Here is an 18,584-nt window from a genome sequence, read left to right as displayed (position 1 = left end):
CGCTCCTTCTCGCCGGCCTCGCCTCGGCAGTCGTCGCCAGCCCCGTGTTCGGGCAGAGCATGGATCATTCCATGCACAACATGCCGGGGATGACCATGCCGGCGAAGCCCGCGGCCAAGGCGCCCCCCAAGCCCGCACGGAAAGCAGCCGCGAAACCTGCGACCAAACGGAAGGCCCCTGTCCGGCGCGCGGCCCCCCGTCGTGCCCCAGCCGCACAGGCTCCGGCGGCCGATCCGCACGCCGGTCACGACATGAGCGGGATGCAGGGCATGAACATGGGCGGGCAGCAGGGCGCGCCCGCCCAGGACCCGCACGCCGGCCACGACATGTCCGCTATGCCCGGTATGGGCTCTCCGGCAGCAGCGGGGCAGGACCCGCATGCTGGGCATGACATGAGCGCGATGCCCGGTATGGCGATGGAGGGTAGCCAGGCAGGCGCCAAGGTCGGGACCGACCTTCTTCCCGGCAATAAGCCCGCTCCCGCGCCGTCCGGCGATCATCTCGCCGATCGCTTCTGGGGGGCAGATGCCATGGCCAGCTCGCGCGAGAACGATCTGCGGCGCGAGCATGGCGGGATGACCTACTATCAGGTGCTCTTCAATCTCGCGGAATATCAGGCCCGCAAGGGAAGCGACGGCTACCGCTGGGATGGCGAGGCTTGGATCGGAGGCGACATCAACCGACTGTGGTTGAAGTCGGAGGGTGAAGGCAGCTTCGGCAAGTCGCTGGAAAGCGCTGAGGTGCAGGCGCTCTACAGCCACGCCCTCGATCCCTACTGGAACCTTCAGGCCGGCGTCCGCTACGACTTCAAGCCGAACCCGTCGCGCACCTATGCGACGATCGGGATCGAGGGCTTGGCCCCCTACCAGTTCGAGGTCGAGGGCGCGCTGTTCCTCTCCGACAAGGGGGACGTGCTCGCCCGCGCCGAGGGCTATTACGACCAGCGCATCACCAACTACTTCGTTCTCCAGCCCAGGGTGGAGGCCAACTTCGCGGCCCAGGACGTGCGGGAGACCGGGATCGGCTCCGGGCTGACGGACCTGGAGGCCGGTTTGCGGCTTCGCTACGAGGGCCGCCGTGAGTTCGCGCCCTATATCGGCGTGTCGTGGGAACGGCAGTTCGGCGACACCGCCCGCTTCTCGCGGGCGCGGGGCGACGACACAGGGGGCTTCAGCTTCGTCGCCGGCGTTAGGACCTGGTTCTGAGCCCGCGGCTCCGCCTCCACCTTGGAGCGAGCAAGATCCACCGCTGGCTTGCTCTCCTGATCGGCGCGTAGGCGATCGTCTGGTTCACCAGCGGGCTTGTGATGAGCCTGCTCCCGATCGACACGGTTCATGGCGATCACCGCATCGATCGCAATGCCGAGCCGGCGCTGTCGAGCACCCAAGGCTTCGCACCGTTACCTGCCTTGCTCGCGTCAGCCGGAGCGCCGGTCCGGCAGCTTCAGCACCGCATGCTGCTCGGGCGACCGGTCGTCGAGGCACAGCTCGTCGACGGTCACATCCGTCTGCTGGACGCCCGCACGGCTGCGCCGCTTCCGCCACTGGATGCCAGGGTGGCCGTGACGATCGCTCAGAAAGCGTATCGAGGGAGTGGTGTACCCGCGCCCACCATCGAACGGGTCGAACGAGCCAGCACCGAGTATCGCGGGGCGTTGCCGGCCTGGCGGGCCACGTTCGCCGACGATGACGCCACCCGCATCTATGTAGCAGCCGACACAGGACGTCTCACGTCGGTCAGGACAGGAACGTGGCGGCTGTACGACTTCTTCTGGGGCCTTCACATCATGGATTGGACCGAGCACGAGCGGTTCAACACGCCGTGGCTCAACGCCTTTGCCGCAGGCGGTCTCGTCTTCGCGGTGTCGGGCGCGATCCTTCTTTTCATGCGCTGGCCGAGACGGCCGCGCCGCAAAGCCGGGGGGCGTAATTCCAGACAGGGAGTCGCATGATGGACGAGCACAAAGGCAAAATGAACATGGGAATGGGCTACGGTCGCTTCGCGGCGATGGTGGCGACCTCGACCGTCGTCATGTTCGGGCTGATGTACGTGAACGTCTATGCCCTCGGGCATATCGAGTTCAGCCAGACGCGGTTTTGGATGGCCTTCGTGATGGGCGCGACGATGGCGATCATCATGCTCCTCTTCATGTGGTCGATGTACAAGAACAAGCGGACGAATGCCGCGATCATCGGCGGTAGCATCGTGGTGTTCGCACTCGCGCTGTGGCTCGTCCGCAGCCAGGAGACGGTGGACGACGTAAACTGGATGAAAGCGATGATCCCGCACCACTCGATCGCGATCCTGACGAGCGAGCGCGCGCACATCAAAGACCCCGAGGTGCGCAAGCTGGCGGACGGAATCATCGATGCTCAGGTTCGTGAGATCACGCAGATGAAGCGGGCCATTGCCAGGCTTGAGGCAAATCCTACGCCTGCGAATGCGCCCGACCTGCCCTCCTATCGTGACAAGCAGGTTCCCCCTCCCCCGCCTGAAACTGATGAGAGCGTCGGAGTTAATACCCTTCAGCCGATCCGCTGAATTCGATCACGGGCGTGAGGGATACGGTCCCCGCGCCCGTATCCCTCCTGTGGGCGGGGGCGTTTATCCAGGAGAGACACGATGAAGAAGATGACTGTTTTGGCCCTCGCGGCCGCGCTCGGCGCCGCTCCGGCCATCGCCCAGATGCAGGGCATGGATCATTCCGGCATGAACCACGGTCAGATGATGAAGCCGACGCCGGCGAACCCCTATCCGCCTTCTGAAATGCAGATGCATCAGAAGATGATGTCGGCCATGGGCGCTGATGCGACCGAGACCTGGGTCCGCAAAATGGTCGAGCATCATCACGGTGGCATTGCCATGTCGCAGATCGTGTTGCGCGAAACCAAGGACGCAAAGGTCCGCCAGATGGCGACCAAGACGATCGCCGAGCAGAACAAGGAAGTCGGCGAGCTGAACGCCTGGCTGCGGGCGCACGGCAAGGCTGCACAGTGATCCGCCCCCGCCCCACCGCAGGGTTTGCCTGTGGTGGGGCGACCATCTAGGAATAGACATGACCCGCATCCGCCTTCTCGCCGCTGTTGCAGCGTTCGTAATGCCGGTCGCAGCCGTGGCTGCCGGGCCGGTGCTGATGCACCGCGATCCGGGCTGCCCATGTTGCGAGAAGTGGGCGCAGCAGGTGAAGGCTCAGTTCGGTCGCGCGGTGCGCGTCGTCGATGACGCGAACCGGCCCGCGTTCATGAAGGCCCGGGGCGTGCCCGCGGACTTGGCCTCATGCCACACGGCCATCATCGACGGCATGACTTTCGAGGGTCATGTGCCAATCGCCGACATGAAGCGGGCTCTGGCAACGCACCCGAAGGGTGTGACGGGGCTCGCGGTTGCCGGGATGCCGATGGGCTCGCCGGGCATGGAGATGCCGGGCATGAAGGCCCAGCCCTACGACGTCGTTGCGTTCGGACCTGGTGGACGCAAGGTGTTCGCCCACCACTGAAAAGGAGGGAGGCGCAGACGCCTCCCTCCCCGGCTTACTTCTTGGGCATTCCGGACATGTCGTGACCGGCATGATCGCCGCCCTTCTTCATGTCCTTGCAGCAATCGCCCTTGCCGTCCTTGCAGCAATCGGCACCGTCTTTGCAGCACGCCATGTCGGCGCAGCAGGACCCGGCCGCGAAGGCTGCGGTCGGAAGGGCGAGCGCCAGCGCTGCGCCGATCAGCTTGAACTTGGTCATTAAAAATCTCCGTCGATTGAATGTGTGAAACCTGTTGGAGGGTCACGCGGCTCGTGGAGGTGGAGTGGCGGGCGGTATCAGCCACCCGTTCATGACAGGGGCCGGCGACGGCCAGGCGGCGATCGGGAACGAGGATAACGGCTCGATTCTCGCCAGGGCTTTCCCCAGGACGGCGATGCAGGGCGTCGCGCAGGCCACTTGCGGTGCCTTTTTTTTGTCCGGTGCCGAAGGGTTCTTTTCCTCGCACCCGGCCATTGCCGACGCGATCGGAGCGGCTTGAGCACTGGCTTCTTAGATCGGCCCCAGCCGGATGAGCAGCATCATCGCAAGCACGGCCAGGAAGGCCATGCGAAAGACGCTGGCAAGAGGACGAGACCCGGACTTCACGCCCACTACCGGCAGCCTTTTGGACCTGAAGTCAACGCCTCAGTGCGGCATCGAAAGCGCAGCCGGGGCAATCACCATCCATAGCGCCATGGCGACCATCATCACGTTCTCGGTCAGCGAGAGGAAGCCGAGAGGTACGTTGCTATCTCCGCCCACGCAGGCGCACTTGAGTTCGCGCTTGTCGACATAGACCGCCTTGATGACGGATACCGCACCGATTGTCCCTATGACGAGCGCGATCGGCACCGACAGCCAGGTGAGCACACCAGCGGCCATCAGCACACCCCCGACACCTTCCGCGTAGGGATAAACGTAGGAATAGGGCACCCAGCGCTTGGCGAGCAGATCGTAGTTGAGGAACATGCTCGAGAAGCTCTCGACGTTCTGAAGCTTCAGCATGGCGAGCACGCACATCGAGAAGGCGATGAACCACTCCCCGGCGCGCACCGTGAACGGCGAGCCGAAGGCAGCGTAGCTGGCCGCGAGCGCCATCAGCGCGGTCATGGCGAACACCGCGACTACGGGCCGGTAAGTGACCGCCTTGGGATCGCGCACCGCCTTGCCGAAGAAGCGGCGCAGATCGTCATAACCCCCTACCCGCTCGCCCCCGATGAAGGTCTGCGGTGTGGTCTTCACGCCGTGCTCCGCCTTGAACGCGTCGGTCTCCTCGCGCGTGCGCAGCCAATGATCCTCGACCTCGTAACCTTGCCGGCGCAGCAGATCCTTGGCCTTCACGCCATAGGGGCAGGTGTGCGTCGGCATCACCATGCGATAGATCGTTGCTTTCTTGGGCGCCGCGGTCGCCATCTCACTTCTCCATCCTGTTCGCGGAACCTATATAGGGTCCGTACTATAGTACGGAGTCAAGGCATGGCGGCACTGACGATTGCGGGCCTCGCGCGTGAAGGGGACGTCGGTGTCGAGACCGTGCGCTACTATCAGCGCCGAGGTTTGCTCGATACGCCGGACCGACCCGGAGGCTCCGGCGCGAGCGGTGGTATTCGGCGCTACGGTGTCGATGACGTGCGCCGCCTCCGGTTTATCCGCTCGGCGCAGGCAGCCGGATTCACGTTGGAGCAGATCGGCGAACTGCTAGCGCTCGACGCAACCGACGACCGCGCCCGCGCACGCGAGCTTGCCAATGAGCGGATTGCGGCGCTGGACACCAAGATTCAGGAGCTTGAGCGGGTGCGCGCCTCCCTTCGCCATCTCGCGAGAGAGTGCGGAAGCGGCTCGGCCGGGCCGTGTCCGATCCTTCAAGCGTTCGATCACGCTTGAGCGTCAGGCGCGCGCCATGTGGAGCAATGAAAACCCTGTGGACCGCGCTCATTGAACCGGCCGTTCTCTGGACGGCAGCTAGCCACCCACGAGCAGTCGGTCGGCCACCAGCGACGACCTGCCGGTCGGCTCCCGACCTAAAGTCGGTCGTAGCCGAGGCACGTTGCCGATCTCCGGAGCGGGCATTCTGAACCACGGTTCTGACACACGCAAACCCTTGAGAGGCCGTGGTAGGTTCCACAGCGTCACAACCGACCGGTTATGACACCGAGCCTTTCTCGAAAACGATGGTGTTTTGAGACTGAAATCAGCAATACCGTACGATGATGTACGCTTATTGACTGCCCAGCTAATGAACGCTAGGCCATCATCGTCGAGAATAGAGCAGCAGGGTGGTGGTTCCTGCACCTGCGTAGCAGGTTCTTCTCAGCCCCGACGTCGACGTCTGCGGACGCACGAAGCGGGGGATAGAGTGGGAAATGTTGCTGTTGCGTCAGCGTGGCTCCTCGGAGCCATCTTCATCGTTTTCGCTATCACCCACGTAGCGTCCGTCAAAAGCGTCGGTCTTCTCTACGGGTTCGCTCCGAATCGGTTGGTACGGTGGATTAGTGGATTGATATCCGCCTGCGCGGGCGTCACGCTACTTATGCCCGGCACTCGGCTAATCGGTGCCACGATCGGCGTCATGATCATGGGTACCGCGCTGACTACCTCACTTCTGGATCAGAGGTTTACACCAGCTTGCTGCTGTATGCTCATTTCGGTTTGGCTGACGATCGCTGTCGCTTACGGCGGCTGAACCGAACAGGCGCTCCTCAGGGAAAGACCTAAACCCGACCCGCTTAAGCTATCGCGCCTTATCGTTTCGGATGGTGGCACTCGGCAAGCCGCCATGTTGCTCAGGCAGATCCTCCAAAGCGAGCGCTGCGTAGATTGTCGTCGCCAAGCGGCGCCTCAACCACCGGCCCCCCCACCGGCAGCCCCGCTGGTACCGCCTTGTCCACTGGATCCGCTCTGGGCACCGGTGTCGCCCTGCCCGCCGGGGGCAGTTTGAAGGCCCGCCGGTGGGATCGAACCACCCGTGCTGGCGCCGCCACCAGCCCCACCTTGAGATGCCAACCCCGCGCCTTGCGCCTGCATCTGGACACCTTGCGACATGGACTGCTGATCGCCACTGGCTGCGCCGTTGGCCGAGGGCATGCCTCCGCCCCTGGATGCATTCATGCCGCCACCCGCAGGACCAGTGCCGGCCGCGTAGCGGGTCGTCAGATCCGCATGGGTTGGGATCGTCTGCCCCTTCGGCTCATCGCTAAGCGGATCCGAGCATCCCGCGAGCAAGGCCAAGAGCCACACGACAGGCAGCAGGCGTGCGATCATATCCCATTCTCCTTGGTATTTGCGGGAGCAGGATTCCAACCGCCGCCCAGTGCCTTTTGCAGCCCGATCCAGTCGACCGTCACCTGTGCACGAGCGTTGGCGGCGAGCGACTGAGCGTCAGCAAGGTCCCGCTGCGCCGTGAGCAGATCGAGTAGGCCGACCAGACCGGCGCGATATTGTTCGTCGAGGACTGCACGCGCTCGGTTTCGATGCTCGACGGTAAGATCAGCCAGCCTCAGTCGTTCACGGTTTCGCGCGATCGCAGCGAGTCCATCTTCGACTTCACGAAACGCAGTAAAGATCGTCTGTCGATAACGCGCGGCTGCCTCATCGACCCGCCCTTGTTCCAGCTCCACCTGCGCCCTGCGCCGACCACCGTCGAAGATCGGTGCGGTAAGGTTAGCTGCGAGCCGGTAGAACTTGCTTGCCCAGTCGAATAGCCCGCCGACCGTATCAGCCTGAGTTCCTGCCGAGGCATTGAGCGACAGTCTGGGATAAAGATCTCGTACCGCACCAGCCTCGCTGTTTGCCGCGGCTGCCAACTGACGTTCCGCAATGCGGATATCTGGACGTCGTAACAACAATTCCGATGGCAGGCCTGCTGCGATCGGCCGCACGACGGCAGGGATGCTGCGTACTGGGGCGAGCGTCAGCCGCAATGCCGAGGGTTCACGAGCGGCCATCACGGCCAGGCGCTGCGCCGCCTGCAGTTCGAGGAGCTCCAGCTGCGGCACGGCGGTTTCGACCGCCAGCACCTGCGCGTCGGTTCGGGCGGTATCTGCTTCGGTAACTAGTCCGGCTCTCTCCTGCTCACGAGCAAGCGCCTGTGTTCGCCGCGCAATCGCAAGAGTGGCGCGAGAAACTGCGAGGCGGGCCTGCACCTCACGTACGACCAGATAATCGCGTGCCACTTCTGCGGCGATGCTCGTGCGCGTGTCCTCGATGCGCAGAGCTGCCGCGGATACTTGTGCATCCGCCGCTCGACGCTTGGACCGGTTCGCACCAAACAGGTCTACTTCCCAGGCGGCATCGAAGTTGCCTTGGAAGAAGTTGATTGCGGCACCGCCAGCGCCAAGTTGGCTCGGATCGAGGCTTCCGCCTTGCCCGCCTCCTTGCTGCCCGCCGCCCGGTTGGCCACTTCCTTGCTGCCCACCGCCCTGCTGCCCACCGCCACTCTGCTGGCCGCCTTGCCCAAGACCGAAGTCGATGTTCTCGCTGAACGTCTGCCGCTGCGCGATGCCGGCCGCGTTGAGGGTCGGGAGGCCATCCGCGTTCACGATCCTGCGCTGTGCGCGAGCCTGACGGAGCCTTGCACGAGCGACGTCTATGTCCGGATTGCGGGCCAGCGTATCAGCAATCAAGGCATCGAGTGTGGGATCCCCGAGTTGCGTCCACCACGTCTCGAGCGCGGGCGTTGTCGCAACCGCGGTCGGTGCATTGGCGAACGGCTTCGCCAGTGCCGGCTCGATAGCGGGTCGGTCATAGCGTGGTCCGGTCGCGCAGCCGGACAGCCCGGCGAGCATCAGCATCGTCAGTGAACGCCTCATCCCTGATCCTCCGGTCCTGGCTTGCCCTTCAGGAAGAACAGCAGCGGCAAGCAGCAAAAAGCGATCACCGCCAGCGTGAAGAACACCGCTTGGAAGGCCAGGATCGATGCCTGGCTTTGCAGCGCCTGATCGAAGGCCTCCAGCGATCCGTACTGACGAAGCGCTTGTTGATACTCGTCGCTCCACGGTGATGCGTAGGGCACCAGACCCTCACGGAACGACTGCCGTCCTCGCTCCAGCATCGTCACCGCCAAAGCAGTTCCAACTGAACCGCCAAGGTTCACGGCCATGGCGTTGAATGCGCCTACCTGCTCACGCAGATGACCGGGCACGCCGATGAACGAGTGGCTCTGGAGAGGCGAATAAATCACGGCAATACCGATAGACTGGGCAACGCTGAACATCGCGACCTGACCGAAGCTCAGGTCCGGGTAAATCCGGGCACTGAGAAACATACCGACGACCACAGTCGCGAACCCTATCCCGACGAGGTGCCGCGTCGCGACCTTGCCCGTCAGCCCGCCGACGAACATCAGCAACGCCAGCACCGACGCACCGCCGGCAGCATTGGCGAAGCCAGCCCAGGTGGCAGTGTAGCCGAATTCCTGCTGCAGCATGAGCGGGAAGATGGTCGGCGCTCCGAACAGCACCGCGCCGGTCACGAACAGGAGGATCATCGCGATGGCGGGATTGCGGTTATTAAACAGCCGGAAGTCGAGCACCGGATCACGGGCAAGCAGCTCCCACAACGGCAGGCTGGCCAGCATGACGCTGCCGATGATCGTGGCCCACAGTATCGAGGAGGATGCGAACCAGTCATTGGTCTGGCCTCGATCGAGCACATAGGACACCAGCGCCAATCCGCCCGCTGCGAGTACGAACCCGAACCAGTCCAGGCGCATGCCCTTGGCCCGGCGTTTCCTGGTCACTTCGCGGACCGCTGGCGGGTCCTGAAGCAGCAATGTGCATGCGATGACCGCAGCGATGCCTGCGGGCACGTTGGCGAAGAATATCCAGTTCCAGCTGTAATTCTCTGTGACCCACCCGCCATAGACCGGTCCGATCGTCGGCCCGACAACCACGGCCATCCCGTAGATGGCGAAGCCGAGACCACGCTTCTCAGGTGGCAAGGAGTCGGCGATCAGCGAGCTTTCGCTGGCCGCATTGCCAGCGGCCGCAGCCCCCTGAAGGATGCGGAAGAAGATCAGGCTCTCGATGTTCCACGCGAGGCCGCACAGCGCCGACGCCAGCGTGAACATGGCGATGCAGAAGATGTAGAAGCGCTTGCGTCCGAACCAGACCGCCGCCCATCCTGACAGCGGCAGGATCGCCGCCTGGGCGACCAGATAGGCGGTGAGGATCGTGTCGGCCTGCTCAGGCGCCGATGCGAGATCGCCCGCGATGGTGCGCAGTCCCACCGATATGCCGGTGGTGTTCGCCACCTCGAACAGCGTGCCGAAGCTGACGAGGCCGGCGACGACGAGCGGAGGAACGCCAGGCTTGTTCGCCGCCCGAGGCACTCCTTGCGTCACGGCATGACCCGGACGCTTGCCGTCACCGAAAGGCCGGGAACCACGTCGGCCTTGGCCGGGAACTCGCGGAACGCGTGCTCGCGAAAGCGGATCTTCACCGGTACACGCTGAACGGTCTTGACCCAGTTGCCGGTCGCATTCTGGGGCGGAAGCGCCGAGAATTGCGCGCCTGACCCTGCCTGGAAGCTGTCGATGTACCCTGCCAGCTCAAAGTCGCTCCAGGCGGCAATCGTAATCTCAACCGCCTGTCCGCGTCGCATCAGTCGAAGCTGATCTTCCTTGAAGTTGGCCTCCACCCAGCGCGCGGGCCCGACGATCGCGGCTAGCGGCTGTCCGGGTGCCAAATAGTCGCCGGGTTCGATATCGAACTGCGTCACACGCCCGGATATCGGCGCGACGACCATCGCGTCGCCGCGCCGCAGACGTGCATTTGCAAGCGCCGCCTCGGCTTGCTTCACGCGAGCGCGGGCCGCTGCGATGTCGGCAACTGCCTGTCCTATGCGTGCTTCCTGTGCCCGCGTCGTTTCGTCAGCAGCCCGCGCCGTCTCCACAGCGGATTGAGCAGAAGCACGAGCACGGTCGCGCTGAGCCTCCGCCACTGCCCCTGCCGAAAGAGAGGCGTACCGGCGGTAATCACGGTCTGCCGCGATGGCTTCGGCGTCGCGGGCGCGAGCGGTGGCAGCAGCCTGACGCACCTGGGCACGTGCCGTGACCAATGCCGCCTGCGACTGTTGCACCTGTGCCTGCGCGGTTGCGACTTCCGCCTCGGCCTGTCGGAGGGCGACTTCGTAGGAACCAACGCTGATGGCTGCGAGCGGCTGACCAGCCCGTACAATCTGATTGTCGACGACGAACACCTGCGTGACGTTTCCCGATACGCCTGGAGAGAGCCTTGCGACCGGTCCCCGGATGTAAGCGTTCTCGGTCGATTGCCATTTCCGAGCCTGCGACCACCAGACGATAGCGCCGATCACCAAGGCTATGACCACGACCACCGCGATGATCGCGATCACGCGGTGCTTCGGGGTCTCCAGCCAACCGGAGACTTTTTCCTTAGCGGTACGATCGTCCTCCGGCTCACCGTCGTCAGTATCGGGACCATCGCCGTCAGTAGAGCCATGATCTTTCTGGCTGTCCTGATCCTCCCGATCACCGTCCTCGGCGTCGGAGTGATTGGCATCATCTGTACGGCGATCGTCTGCCATATCTGGTTCCCCTGAATGGCAGTGCCCCGCCGATAGTGCTTGTCCCGCAAGCGTTTGCGAAACCTATACAAGGGTGTACGCTTACTGAAAGGGTTATTCTGAGGCTCGTGGAGATATGCCGCGAAGGAGCAATCCGAGCCGGCGATCGAGAGCCTCTTCTTTGCTTCCTACCGGATCAAGCCTCCAATCCGCTGAGATCATCCGGCAGAGTATCATGATGTCTTCGCCTGTAATGTCCGAAGCAATGATGCCGTTTGCCTGAGCGCGCCCAAGAGCAGGGGCAATCGCAGCTATGATCTTGGCTTCGCTGGCCCGATTGGTACTCCAGTCATCCATGTCCGGCAGGACAGTCAGAAATTTGTCGTAGACCATCATCATTTCGGCAAAAAGCCGAAGAAAGGTCAAAGGATCGGCCGCAGGAACCTCCAGCGCCGCGATCATGTCTTCAAGCTCGTGCTCAAGGACCGCCTCGTAGAGGGCCGCACGATCTGGAAAATTTCGGTAGAACGTGCCGCGAGTGATGCCGGCTAGTTCGCATATAACTTCGACCGCGACGTCTCCGCCTTGGTCCTGCATCAAACGCTTCGCCGCAAGCACGAGCTTTTCGCGATTTGCCTCAGCGTCCCGCCGCATCCTGGGTCTTCCAGCTTCCATGCTATGCCGTAGCAGATGGCACCGAAGGATGTCGAACCAGTTGCAATCGCCCCGATCACTCAATCGACCAAGTTGAGTGCCTCCTACCTCCGCCGGGGAATCCGTCATTGATGTACCCTTAGCGCCGTCGCGGGCAATGCGGGTGTAACCAAGGGTGGGCTGTTTCACCATTTTCCCAACAAGCAGGCCCTCATCCATGCGATGTTAAAGGAGCTCCTTGATCACTTCGACCAGGCAATTTCTGCCGCTATGGTCGACGACCCCGTAGAGCATGGCCGTTTCACCAGAGCCTATGTTCGGGCTGTCTTTCATGACCAGGCATTGGGGAAGAACAATCCCTCAGCGGGGATGTCGATGACAGTCCTTGCCGATCCAGAGTTGCAAACCCACTGGAGCAATTGGCTGGCGGAAAGACTTCAAATTCATGAAGCGACGGACAGCAATGCAATGTGTGAGGTGGTCCGATTGGCGGCCGACGGAGTCTGGCTAGCCTCGTTTTCAACTGACCCACGAACTCCGTTCCACACTGATCGTGCCCTGTCTCAAATGATTGCGCTCACCTATCCTCCCGGCGCCAACTCATTCACGAATAGCGATTGCGACCGACATTGAGGTCCGTTTCATGCGCAGCGATCAACCCGAGCAGGTCCATCATAGCTAATATCCTTGCCTTGCGCCCTGTAAGTAGATGCGTAGAGCTTCATTTCGACTTCGATTGGGAACGACGACAAAGACGGCCGATGTCTCCTCGGAATGCAGTTCCGAGAATGACGGCAGAATTGGTGATCGAAGCCATTTGGTGCGATCTCGCGACTTATCCCCGTCGCGCCACGCCGATCAATGCGGTTGAAGGGATCGGAAGCTGTGGCCGATCGCCAGCCATTTGACGTAGCTCGGCGACGATCATACACTTCTGCGTAGCATTGAGGCTTTTCCAGTCGGGCGATGGGCCGAACAGCGCGTTGAGGTCATCCAACGCTGCCATGTCGAGGTCGAAGTCGCGGGTCACAAGCTCGATTTGCGGACCACGATAGCCTGCTTCGATCAGTTCGCCGGAAGGACCTTCTGCTCGAGTGAACGGCCGAAATGGGGTGCGGGCGGCCATGATGCGCCCAGTGTCACAACCGAACGGTTCTGACACCGCCTCGCGCCCCTTTGCAGTCGGCAGAAAGATAGTTCCACCTCCGCTTGCCGGGTCCGCAGGGGTGTCACAACCCTCCGGTTATGACACCAGCGACTTTCCCGATTGAGATGGTATTTTGGGATTATGGAAGTGGCTCGGTTAGCCGGTTCCACCTGAAACATCGGGAGCCACCTTGGGGTCGGGGTCCTGCGCCTTGCCGGTTGCGGGTGCCGCCTTCTGATGCGGCATGGCGGTGAGATAGGCGACGATTGCGTCGACGTCCTTCTCGGCCACCGGCGCCTTATACACCTCGCGCATCTTGGTGACGGTCGCCTTCCACTGAGCCGCCGATAGCGCAGGCTGGGTCAGCGCCATACTGGCCGAGTGGCATGAGGTGCAGTTGGCGTTGATGACGTCGGCGTGCGGACCATCGGGATAGCTCGCGTCGTCGACCGGCAGGTCGACGCTGGTCGAGGTAAGCGAGAAGCCGCGGGCCGACACGCTGACGGGGGGCGCCGGCTCGGACGTCTCGGAGATCGGGGCAGACGCCTTGCGGCTGCTCGGCGCACCTATCGAGATGAGGATGATACCGGTCAGGCCGATCAGGCCAGCGGCCATGATGCCGGGAGACGGGGTCTTCATGCTACTCGCTCCTCAGGCCGCAATGATGGTGGTGGTTTCGATGTTGCCGCGCATGAACCCGCCGGGGTTCCAGATCGGCTTCATCGGCTGGGCGACACCGTTGGCGTTCCAGCAGCGCACCATGATGGGGTTGGGACCGCGCCTAAGCGGCACGCGACCATCCCAGCGCCGGAAGCTATACTTGCCCTCGTCCGCTCCGAGCGTCGTCCTGTACCAAGTGCGGCCACCATCGGATGAGACATCGACCTTGGCGACGCCGCAGTCGCCGCCCATCGCGATCCCGCCAACCGGGATGGACGCTTCATAGGCGATCGCCTGGCCATCGGGCAGGCTGGTCATCCAGCTGCGCGGGATCATGCGATTGATCGGCACGGTCGGGAAGTCCTTGGCACCGGGCGCGACATTCGCGCCGGGTGTCGCCGGTATCTTGTAGGCCTTGGCCATCCAATACTGGTCGTCAAGGCCGGGCAGTACCTCGATCGCGTTCAGCATCTTGACCCAGTAGGTCGAATACCAGCCCGGGACGATCAGCCGGCAGGGAAAGCCGTTGAGGAGCGGCAGCTGCTCGCCGTTCATGCCGAAGGCGATCATCACTTCGCCGTCGCGGGCATGGTCGATGTCGAGCGCCTTCTCGAAGTCAGGGGCGTCCGCCACAACCGGCTGATCGAGCGCGCCAAAGCGCACCTGTACCGCGCCTGCCTTGACCCCCGCGAGGTCCAGCACGTCGCGCAGGCGCACGCCGAGCCATTTGGCATTGCCCATCGCGCCGTTGCCCCATTGCGCGCCGGCGACCCGGGGCTGGAACAGCCCACGGCTGTTGCCCGAACACTGGTTGACCGCCGCCATCTCGACCCGCGGCAGGCGCAGCAGTTGGGCGAGGCTAATCGACAGCGGTCGGTTGACGTGGCCGAAGACGTTGAGGCGGAAGCTCTCGACGTCGATCGAGGTTGGAATGTCGGCCCAGTGCCAGCGAACGAAGAACTGGTCGTTGGGCGTGAACACCGACTTGTCGAACACGTCCATCGGCGTCTCCAACAGCGGAGGATGGATGCGTTGGAGGATCATGCTGCCCTTGCCAGGAAAGGCGCTGGTCATCGGCCGCTCGGCATTGCCGCCAGGCAGCTTCAGGTCGACGAGCTGCTGCGCCAGCGCAGGTGCTGCGGCAAGGCCGGCGGTGCCGAGCGCCGTACGCCTGAGAAAGCGGCGACGGCTGGTTTCACTCGCCAGCGCGGCGTCAAAATTGTCCATGACAAGGCTCTCCTGTGGCCAGCCACGCTGGCGGTTCGAAGCGGCGTTCTGCAAGTGATCGGACCGATTGATCCGATCATCAGGGTGGATCAGTTCGGGGTAGCGATGCAGGGCGAGACGAACAGGTTGCCGCGCCATGCTCCGGCGAGTGTCTTGGCACCGACCAGCAGCCACATCGCCGCGAGCGCGACCGTCAGCACTGTGCCGACAATACCGAAGAAGCCTAGGTTCAGCGTCGTACCGAGGCGGAAGGTGGCGACGGTGTAGACGCCGAGCGGGAAGGTATAGCCCCACCAGCCAAGGTTGAATGGGACGCCGGCGCGCCAGTAGCGGATGGTGATGAGCGTCGCGAGCGCCAGCCACCACAGGCCGAAACCCCACAGACAGAGCCCGGCGACGACGCCGATCCCTTGCGCGACGGTACCGATACCGACCAGCCCATGCGCCGCGAGGATCGCCGGCGCATCCGCCCCAAGCACCAGCATACCCAGCGCCCCGGTGCCGATCGGCCCCAGCGCAAGCCAAGAGGATGCCGCCATGCTCTCGTGCGGGAGCTTGTGGAGCGCCATGCGCAGGATCAGGATAGCGAGGATGCCAAACGCGACCGGCACCGAATAGGCCCACAGCACGTAGGAAGTGGCGAGCGTCACGATCTGCGCGTGAGGATCGGTCAGATGCGGCGCGAGCAGCCCGCCGCTGGCACCCGCCACTTCCGCTGCGACGACCGGCAGCAGCCATACCGCAGTCATGCCGTCCAGGCTGTGCTCGTGGCGGGTAAACATCAGGTAGGGGATCAACACGCCGCAGGCGAGCGACATGGCGACGTCGATCCACCACAGGACGTGTGCGACCGGCACGATGCCGTTACCGAACCGCGCGATCCCGAAGGCGAGGCATCCGTTGATGATCGTCGCCAAGCCCATCGGAATGGTCCCGATGAACATTGACACGGTGTTGTGGCCGAAGATGCGCCGTGCCTCATGCCCGAACATCGCCCAGCGCGCGCCATAGAGACCGGCGAACAGGATGAAGAGCGCGATGTTGAAGAACCACAACACCTCGCCAATCGGTTTGAGCGCGGGGCCGATATTGGGCACCTGCGGCAGCGCGAGAGCGAGGATGCCGGTGCCCATCGTCGCGGCGAACCAGTTGGGTGTGAACTGGCGGATCATCTCGCGCGGGTGATCGAGCCTGCTTAGCGGCTTGAGGCCGGTCAGGGCCGAAGGTGCGTCGGCAGTCATGCGACCTGCTCCTTGATGAGGTCCGTCAGCGCGTCGGCCGCGCGGGTGCGATAGCGTTCCTTGTGGCGCAGCGCGTGGAAGGCGCGATCGGGTAACCCAAGCGGCAACTCGACCAGATCGCCGGCCTTGAGCGCGCGTGCGACGACCAATCGCGACAACACAGCGACGCCGGCACCGGCCTCGACCGCGGTACGCACCGCCTCGTTGGACGGCAGCGTCATCGCTACTGTCAGCTGGGCCGGATCAAACCCGCGCGTTCGCAGCACGTCCTCGAAGGTCGAGCGCGTGCCCGAACCCTGCTCGCGGACGATCCAGCGTGCAGCGCGAAGCCAGTCCTCGTCGACGCGCCCGGCGTCCTCATGGCCGACCAGCACCATCGGGTCACGCCCGACATTCCAGAGGGCGAGCGCCGGTTCGTCCACCTCGCCCTCGACGAAACCGAGCTCCGCCGCGCCGCTCAGGATCTGCGCTGCTGCACCTTCGGTGTTGTCGATCGCCAGTTCGACCGCGATCTGCGGGTGGCGTTCGTAGAAGGAGGCGAGCTTTGCCGGCAACCAGTAGCTCGCGATCGTCTGGCTTGCGACGATCCGCAACGAACCACGGGCAAGCCCGGCATAGTCCGCCAGCATCGTCTCGGCATGCGCTGCCCGCCCCAGCACTGCGCGCGCTTCCTCCAGAAAGCCGCGGCCTGCTTCGGTCAGCTGGATGCCACGCCCGACACGGTGAAACAGAGGAACCCCGTAGCGCGCTTCGAGGGCCGCGACCGCGCCGGAGGCAGCGGACTGCGTGACGTTCAGCACCTCCGCTGCCTTGGTGACGTGTTCGCGCTCGGCGACACCGACGAATATTCTGAGTTGCTCCAGGGTCATGCAGCTTATATCGCGCAATCTTATCGATACGACCAACCGTTTGATCCGTTTATTTCAATCTGGATATCGGAACGATCGGTAATCCTTCGTATGCGATAGTCTTGAAGATTTGAAGCGATCCGCGCGCTTGCGGCGTTGGTTCGTCCATGACTGATATGATCGAGCGCAAATCCGAGCCCTACAACGCCGAGCCGACGCCCGGCGCGCTGATCGAGCGGTTCCTGACGCCGCAGGCGCTGTTCTACGTGCGCAGCCATGGTGCGGTGCCTGATCTGCCTGCCGATCACAGGATCGAGGTCAGCGGGATGAGCATGGAAAGACGCTCCTTCTCGGTGGAGGAGTTGAAGAGCGCGTTGGCCACGCGGACGGTGACGGCAGTTCTCCAGTGCGCCGGCAACCGGCGCACGGATCTTCAGCAGTTCGCAAAAACGTCCGGCGACCCGTGGGACGTGGGCGCGATCGGCAATGCGGAGTGGACCGGCGTACGACTGTCCGACGTACTGGATGCCGTCGGTGCGCCGGATGCGTCCGACCTGTTCGTGGCGTTCACCGGAGCGGACGAGGTGGACGTCGAAGGCGAGGAAGCATTGTTCGGGGTCTCGATCGCCATGGACAAGGCGCGGCAACCCGACGTCCTCATTGCCTGGGCGATGAACGGCGAGCCGCTGACGCCCGAACACGGCGCACCGATCCGCATGGTGGTGCCGGGCTATGCCGGGGTGCGGAGCGCCAAATGGCTGACACGGATCGAGGTGCGCGAGACGCCATCCGACGCACCGATCCAGGCGCACGACTACAAGCTCTTTCCTGCCGATGTGACGAGCGACACCGTCGACTGGAGCCAGGGTCTGACCATCAATGCCATGCCGCTCAACGCCGCGATCTGCGTGCCCGGCTCTGGCGAAAGCTTGCCGGCCGGGGAGGTGCGGATCGAGGGCTATGCCATCGCCTATGATCGCCGCGTCTCTCGGGTCGAAGTGTCGGTAAACGGTGGTCGCGACTGGCAACAGGCGACGTTCACCGATGATCCGGAGGCGCACTGGGGTTGGCGGCGCTGGACCCTCGACGCCACGCTCGACAAGGGGCGCCAGCACCTTGTCGTGCGCGCCTTCGACGACACTGGACAGGGTCAGCCCGAGCGGCCGGATACGATGTGGAACTTCGCTGGCTATCTGTGCACCGCCTGGCATCATGTGCACGTGCTGGTCGAATGATCGAAGCGTCAGCGGCACCGGATCTCGGCTTTTGGATCGATGCGATCGGGCGGCTGGTGGTGGCGACCGCGGCTGGGATGGTGCTCGGCTGGGAACGCTCGCGCGAGAACCGGCAGATCATGGGCTTGCGGACGCTGGGCCTCGTCGGTCTGGCGAGCTGCATCGCCGTGCAGGCGATCGTACACAGTGGCTTGCCGAATGTGAACGCCGATGCCGCAGGACGGGCGATGCAGGGCATTCTGTCCGGCGTCGGCTTCATCGGTGCCGGCGCTGTGCTGCGGGTCGGCCAGGGTCAGGAAGTGCATGGATTGGCGACTGCCGCATGCATCTGGGTAACAGCCACGATCGGCGCGGCAGCAGGGTTGGCGGTGTGGCCGCTCATCATCGGCGGGTTGAGCCTTGCGATGCTCGTACTGTTCGTCGGCGCTCCACTCGAACGTCGCATTCGCGAACGGGCCAGGCTGACTCCGGCAGAGGCCGACCGGAACGATGCCGCGCGCAAGCCGTGATCCCGCTGGTCCGCCCAGTGCCTG

The 18,584-nt window shown here is 63.7% G+C and carries 21 protein-coding genes and 1 pseudogene; 11 read left to right on the top strand and 11 right to left on the bottom strand.

Features of this window, described 5'->3' with window-relative positions:
- The first annotated feature begins 59 nt into the window (after positions 1 to 59).
- The 5 genes from SPHN_RS16075 to SPHN_RS16055 all read left to right on the top strand — a co-directional run bounded on the left by SPHN_RS16075 (position 60) and on the right by SPHN_RS16055 (position 3,496).
- Positions 60 to 1,205, top strand: a complete 1,146-nt coding sequence (locus SPHN_RS16075) for a copper resistance protein B (RefSeq protein WP_432715108.1) — start codon at positions 60 to 62, stop codon at positions 1,203 to 1,205.
- A 101-nt stretch (positions 1,206 to 1,306) separates the two neighbouring features.
- Entirely contained in the window at positions 1,307 to 1,951 is a 645-nt protein-coding gene (locus SPHN_RS16070; protein WP_248524734.1) for a hypothetical protein, read from the top strand.
- The gene (locus SPHN_RS16065) at positions 1,951 to 2,541 is read left to right on the top strand and encodes a DUF305 domain-containing protein (RefSeq protein ID WP_248524754.1); all 591 of its coding nucleotides are present in this window, start codon (positions 1,951 to 1,953) and stop codon (positions 2,539 to 2,541) included. Before SPHN_RS16070 ends, SPHN_RS16065 begins: the two co-directional genes overlap by 1 nt.
- Before the next feature lie 81 nt (positions 2,542 to 2,622).
- On the top strand, positions 2,623 to 2,997 hold the full coding sequence (locus tag SPHN_RS16060; RefSeq protein ID WP_248524733.1) for a DUF305 domain-containing protein: 375 nt from the start codon (positions 2,623 to 2,625) through the stop codon (positions 2,995 to 2,997).
- A gap of 58 nt (positions 2,998 to 3,055) precedes the next feature.
- Positions 3,056 to 3,496 (top strand): DUF411 domain-containing protein, encoded by a 441-nt coding sequence (locus SPHN_RS16055; RefSeq protein ID WP_248524732.1) that lies wholly within the window; start codon positions 3,056 to 3,058, stop codon positions 3,494 to 3,496.
- A 34-nt stretch (positions 3,497 to 3,530) separates the two neighbouring features.
- Here SPHN_RS16055 and SPHN_RS16050 read toward each other — a convergent pair whose 3' ends face one another.
- Complete coding sequence (locus SPHN_RS16050) at positions 3,531 to 3,734, bottom strand: hypothetical protein (RefSeq protein ID WP_056025225.1); 204 nt, start codon at positions 3,732 to 3,734, stop codon at positions 3,531 to 3,533.
- A gap of 64 nt (positions 3,735 to 3,798) precedes the next feature.
- Between SPHN_RS16050 and SPHN_RS16045 the strand changes: the two genes are divergently transcribed.
- On the top strand, positions 3,799 to 4,014 hold the full coding sequence (locus SPHN_RS16045; protein ID WP_248524731.1) for a hypothetical protein: 216 nt from the start codon (positions 3,799 to 3,801) through the stop codon (positions 4,012 to 4,014).
- Between the two features lie 146 nt (positions 4,015 to 4,160).
- Here SPHN_RS16045 and SPHN_RS16040 read toward each other — a convergent pair whose 3' ends face one another.
- Entirely contained in the window at positions 4,161 to 4,928 is a 768-nt protein-coding gene (locus SPHN_RS16040; RefSeq protein WP_248524730.1) for a glutaredoxin, read from the bottom strand.
- A gap of 63 nt (positions 4,929 to 4,991) precedes the next feature.
- Here SPHN_RS16040 and SPHN_RS16035 point away from each other — a divergent pair, with 63 nt between their 5' ends.
- The gene (locus tag SPHN_RS16035) at positions 4,992 to 5,399 is read left to right on the top strand and encodes a MerR family transcriptional regulator (RefSeq protein ID WP_056454901.1); all 408 of its coding nucleotides are present in this window, start codon (positions 4,992 to 4,994) and stop codon (positions 5,397 to 5,399) included.
- Between the two features lie 1,373 nt (positions 5,400 to 6,772).
- Here the strand turns inward: SPHN_RS16035 and SPHN_RS16030 are convergent.
- From SPHN_RS16030 to SPHN_RS16015, 4 genes are all read right to left on the bottom strand, one after another.
- The gene (locus tag SPHN_RS16030; protein ID WP_248524729.1) at positions 6,773 to 8,323 is read right to left on the bottom strand and encodes an efflux transporter outer membrane subunit; all 1,551 of its coding nucleotides are present in this window, start codon (positions 8,321 to 8,323) and stop codon (positions 6,773 to 6,775) included.
- Complete coding sequence (locus SPHN_RS16025; protein ID WP_248524728.1) at positions 8,320 to 9,855, bottom strand: DHA2 family efflux MFS transporter permease subunit; 1,536 nt, start codon at positions 9,853 to 9,855, stop codon at positions 8,320 to 8,322. The genes SPHN_RS16030 and SPHN_RS16025 overlap by 4 nt, the downstream gene beginning before the upstream one ends.
- Entirely contained in the window at positions 9,852 to 11,060 is a 1,209-nt protein-coding gene (locus SPHN_RS16020) for an HlyD family secretion protein (RefSeq protein WP_248524727.1), read from the bottom strand. Before SPHN_RS16020 ends, SPHN_RS16025 begins: the two co-directional genes overlap by 4 nt.
- Before the next feature lie 93 nt (positions 11,061 to 11,153).
- Positions 11,154 to 11,693, bottom strand: coding sequence for a TetR/AcrR family transcriptional regulator (locus SPHN_RS16015; protein ID WP_248524726.1), 540 nt, complete (start codon positions 11,691 to 11,693; stop codon positions 11,154 to 11,156).
- Between the two features lie 147 nt (positions 11,694 to 11,840).
- On the opposite strand from SPHN_RS16015, the pseudogene SPHN_RS18610 reads away from it, so the two are divergent.
- Both SPHN_RS18610 and SPHN_RS16010 read left to right on the top strand, forming a co-directional pair.
- Positions 11,841 to 11,906 (top strand): annotated as a pseudogene (locus SPHN_RS18610) (TetR/AcrR family transcriptional regulator); the annotation flags it as partial.
- A 9-nt stretch (positions 11,907 to 11,915) separates the two neighbouring features.
- Entirely contained in the window at positions 11,916 to 12,326 is a 411-nt protein-coding gene (locus tag SPHN_RS16010; protein ID WP_248524724.1) for a hypothetical protein, read from the top strand.
- 202 nt (positions 12,327 to 12,528) lie between these two features.
- On the opposite strand, the gene SPHN_RS16005 is transcribed toward SPHN_RS16010, so the two are convergent.
- The 5 genes from SPHN_RS16005 to SPHN_RS15985 form a co-directional block, all read right to left on the bottom strand.
- Positions 12,529 to 12,819, bottom strand: coding sequence for a hypothetical protein (locus tag SPHN_RS16005; RefSeq protein ID WP_248524722.1), 291 nt, complete (start codon positions 12,817 to 12,819; stop codon positions 12,529 to 12,531).
- 177 nt (positions 12,820 to 12,996) lie between these two features.
- Entirely contained in the window at positions 12,997 to 13,479 is a 483-nt protein-coding gene (locus SPHN_RS16000) for a c-type cytochrome (RefSeq protein WP_037529331.1), read from the bottom strand.
- A gap of 12 nt (positions 13,480 to 13,491) precedes the next feature.
- A complete protein-coding gene (locus SPHN_RS15995) occupies positions 13,492 to 14,727 on the bottom strand; it encodes a molybdopterin-dependent oxidoreductase (protein WP_248524721.1) in 1,236 nt (411 codons plus the stop codon).
- Between the two features lie 89 nt (positions 14,728 to 14,816).
- On the bottom strand, positions 14,817 to 15,968 hold the full coding sequence (locus tag SPHN_RS15990) for a TDT family transporter (RefSeq protein ID WP_248524720.1): 1,152 nt from the start codon (positions 15,966 to 15,968) through the stop codon (positions 14,817 to 14,819).
- The gene (locus SPHN_RS15985; RefSeq protein ID WP_056626652.1) at positions 15,965 to 16,837 is read right to left on the bottom strand and encodes a LysR family transcriptional regulator; all 873 of its coding nucleotides are present in this window, start codon (positions 16,835 to 16,837) and stop codon (positions 15,965 to 15,967) included. Before SPHN_RS15985 ends, SPHN_RS15990 begins: the two co-directional genes overlap by 4 nt.
- 146 nt (positions 16,838 to 16,983) lie before the next feature.
- Here SPHN_RS15985 and SPHN_RS15980 point away from each other — a divergent pair, with 146 nt between their 5' ends.
- Together SPHN_RS15980 and SPHN_RS15975 are read left to right on the top strand one after the other, a co-directional pair.
- Positions 16,984 to 18,051 (top strand): sulfite oxidase, encoded by a 1,068-nt coding sequence (locus SPHN_RS15980; RefSeq protein WP_055817283.1) that lies wholly within the window; start codon positions 16,984 to 16,986, stop codon positions 18,049 to 18,051.
- The gene (locus SPHN_RS15975) at positions 18,048 to 18,560 is read left to right on the top strand and encodes an MgtC/SapB family protein (RefSeq protein WP_056626649.1); all 513 of its coding nucleotides are present in this window, start codon (positions 18,048 to 18,050) and stop codon (positions 18,558 to 18,560) included. Before SPHN_RS15980 ends, SPHN_RS15975 begins: the two co-directional genes overlap by 4 nt.
- Positions 18,561 to 18,584 lie beyond the last annotated feature (24 nt).

The sequence above is a fragment of the Sphingomonas faeni genome (genome assembly GCF_023195535.1).
In the GTDB taxonomy this organism is placed as follows: domain Bacteria; phylum Pseudomonadota; class Alphaproteobacteria; order Sphingomonadales; family Sphingomonadaceae; genus Sphingomonas; species Sphingomonas faeni_B.
Note: the sequence above shows the minus strand (reverse complement) of the source record. Positions and strands in the feature narration are given on the sequence as shown.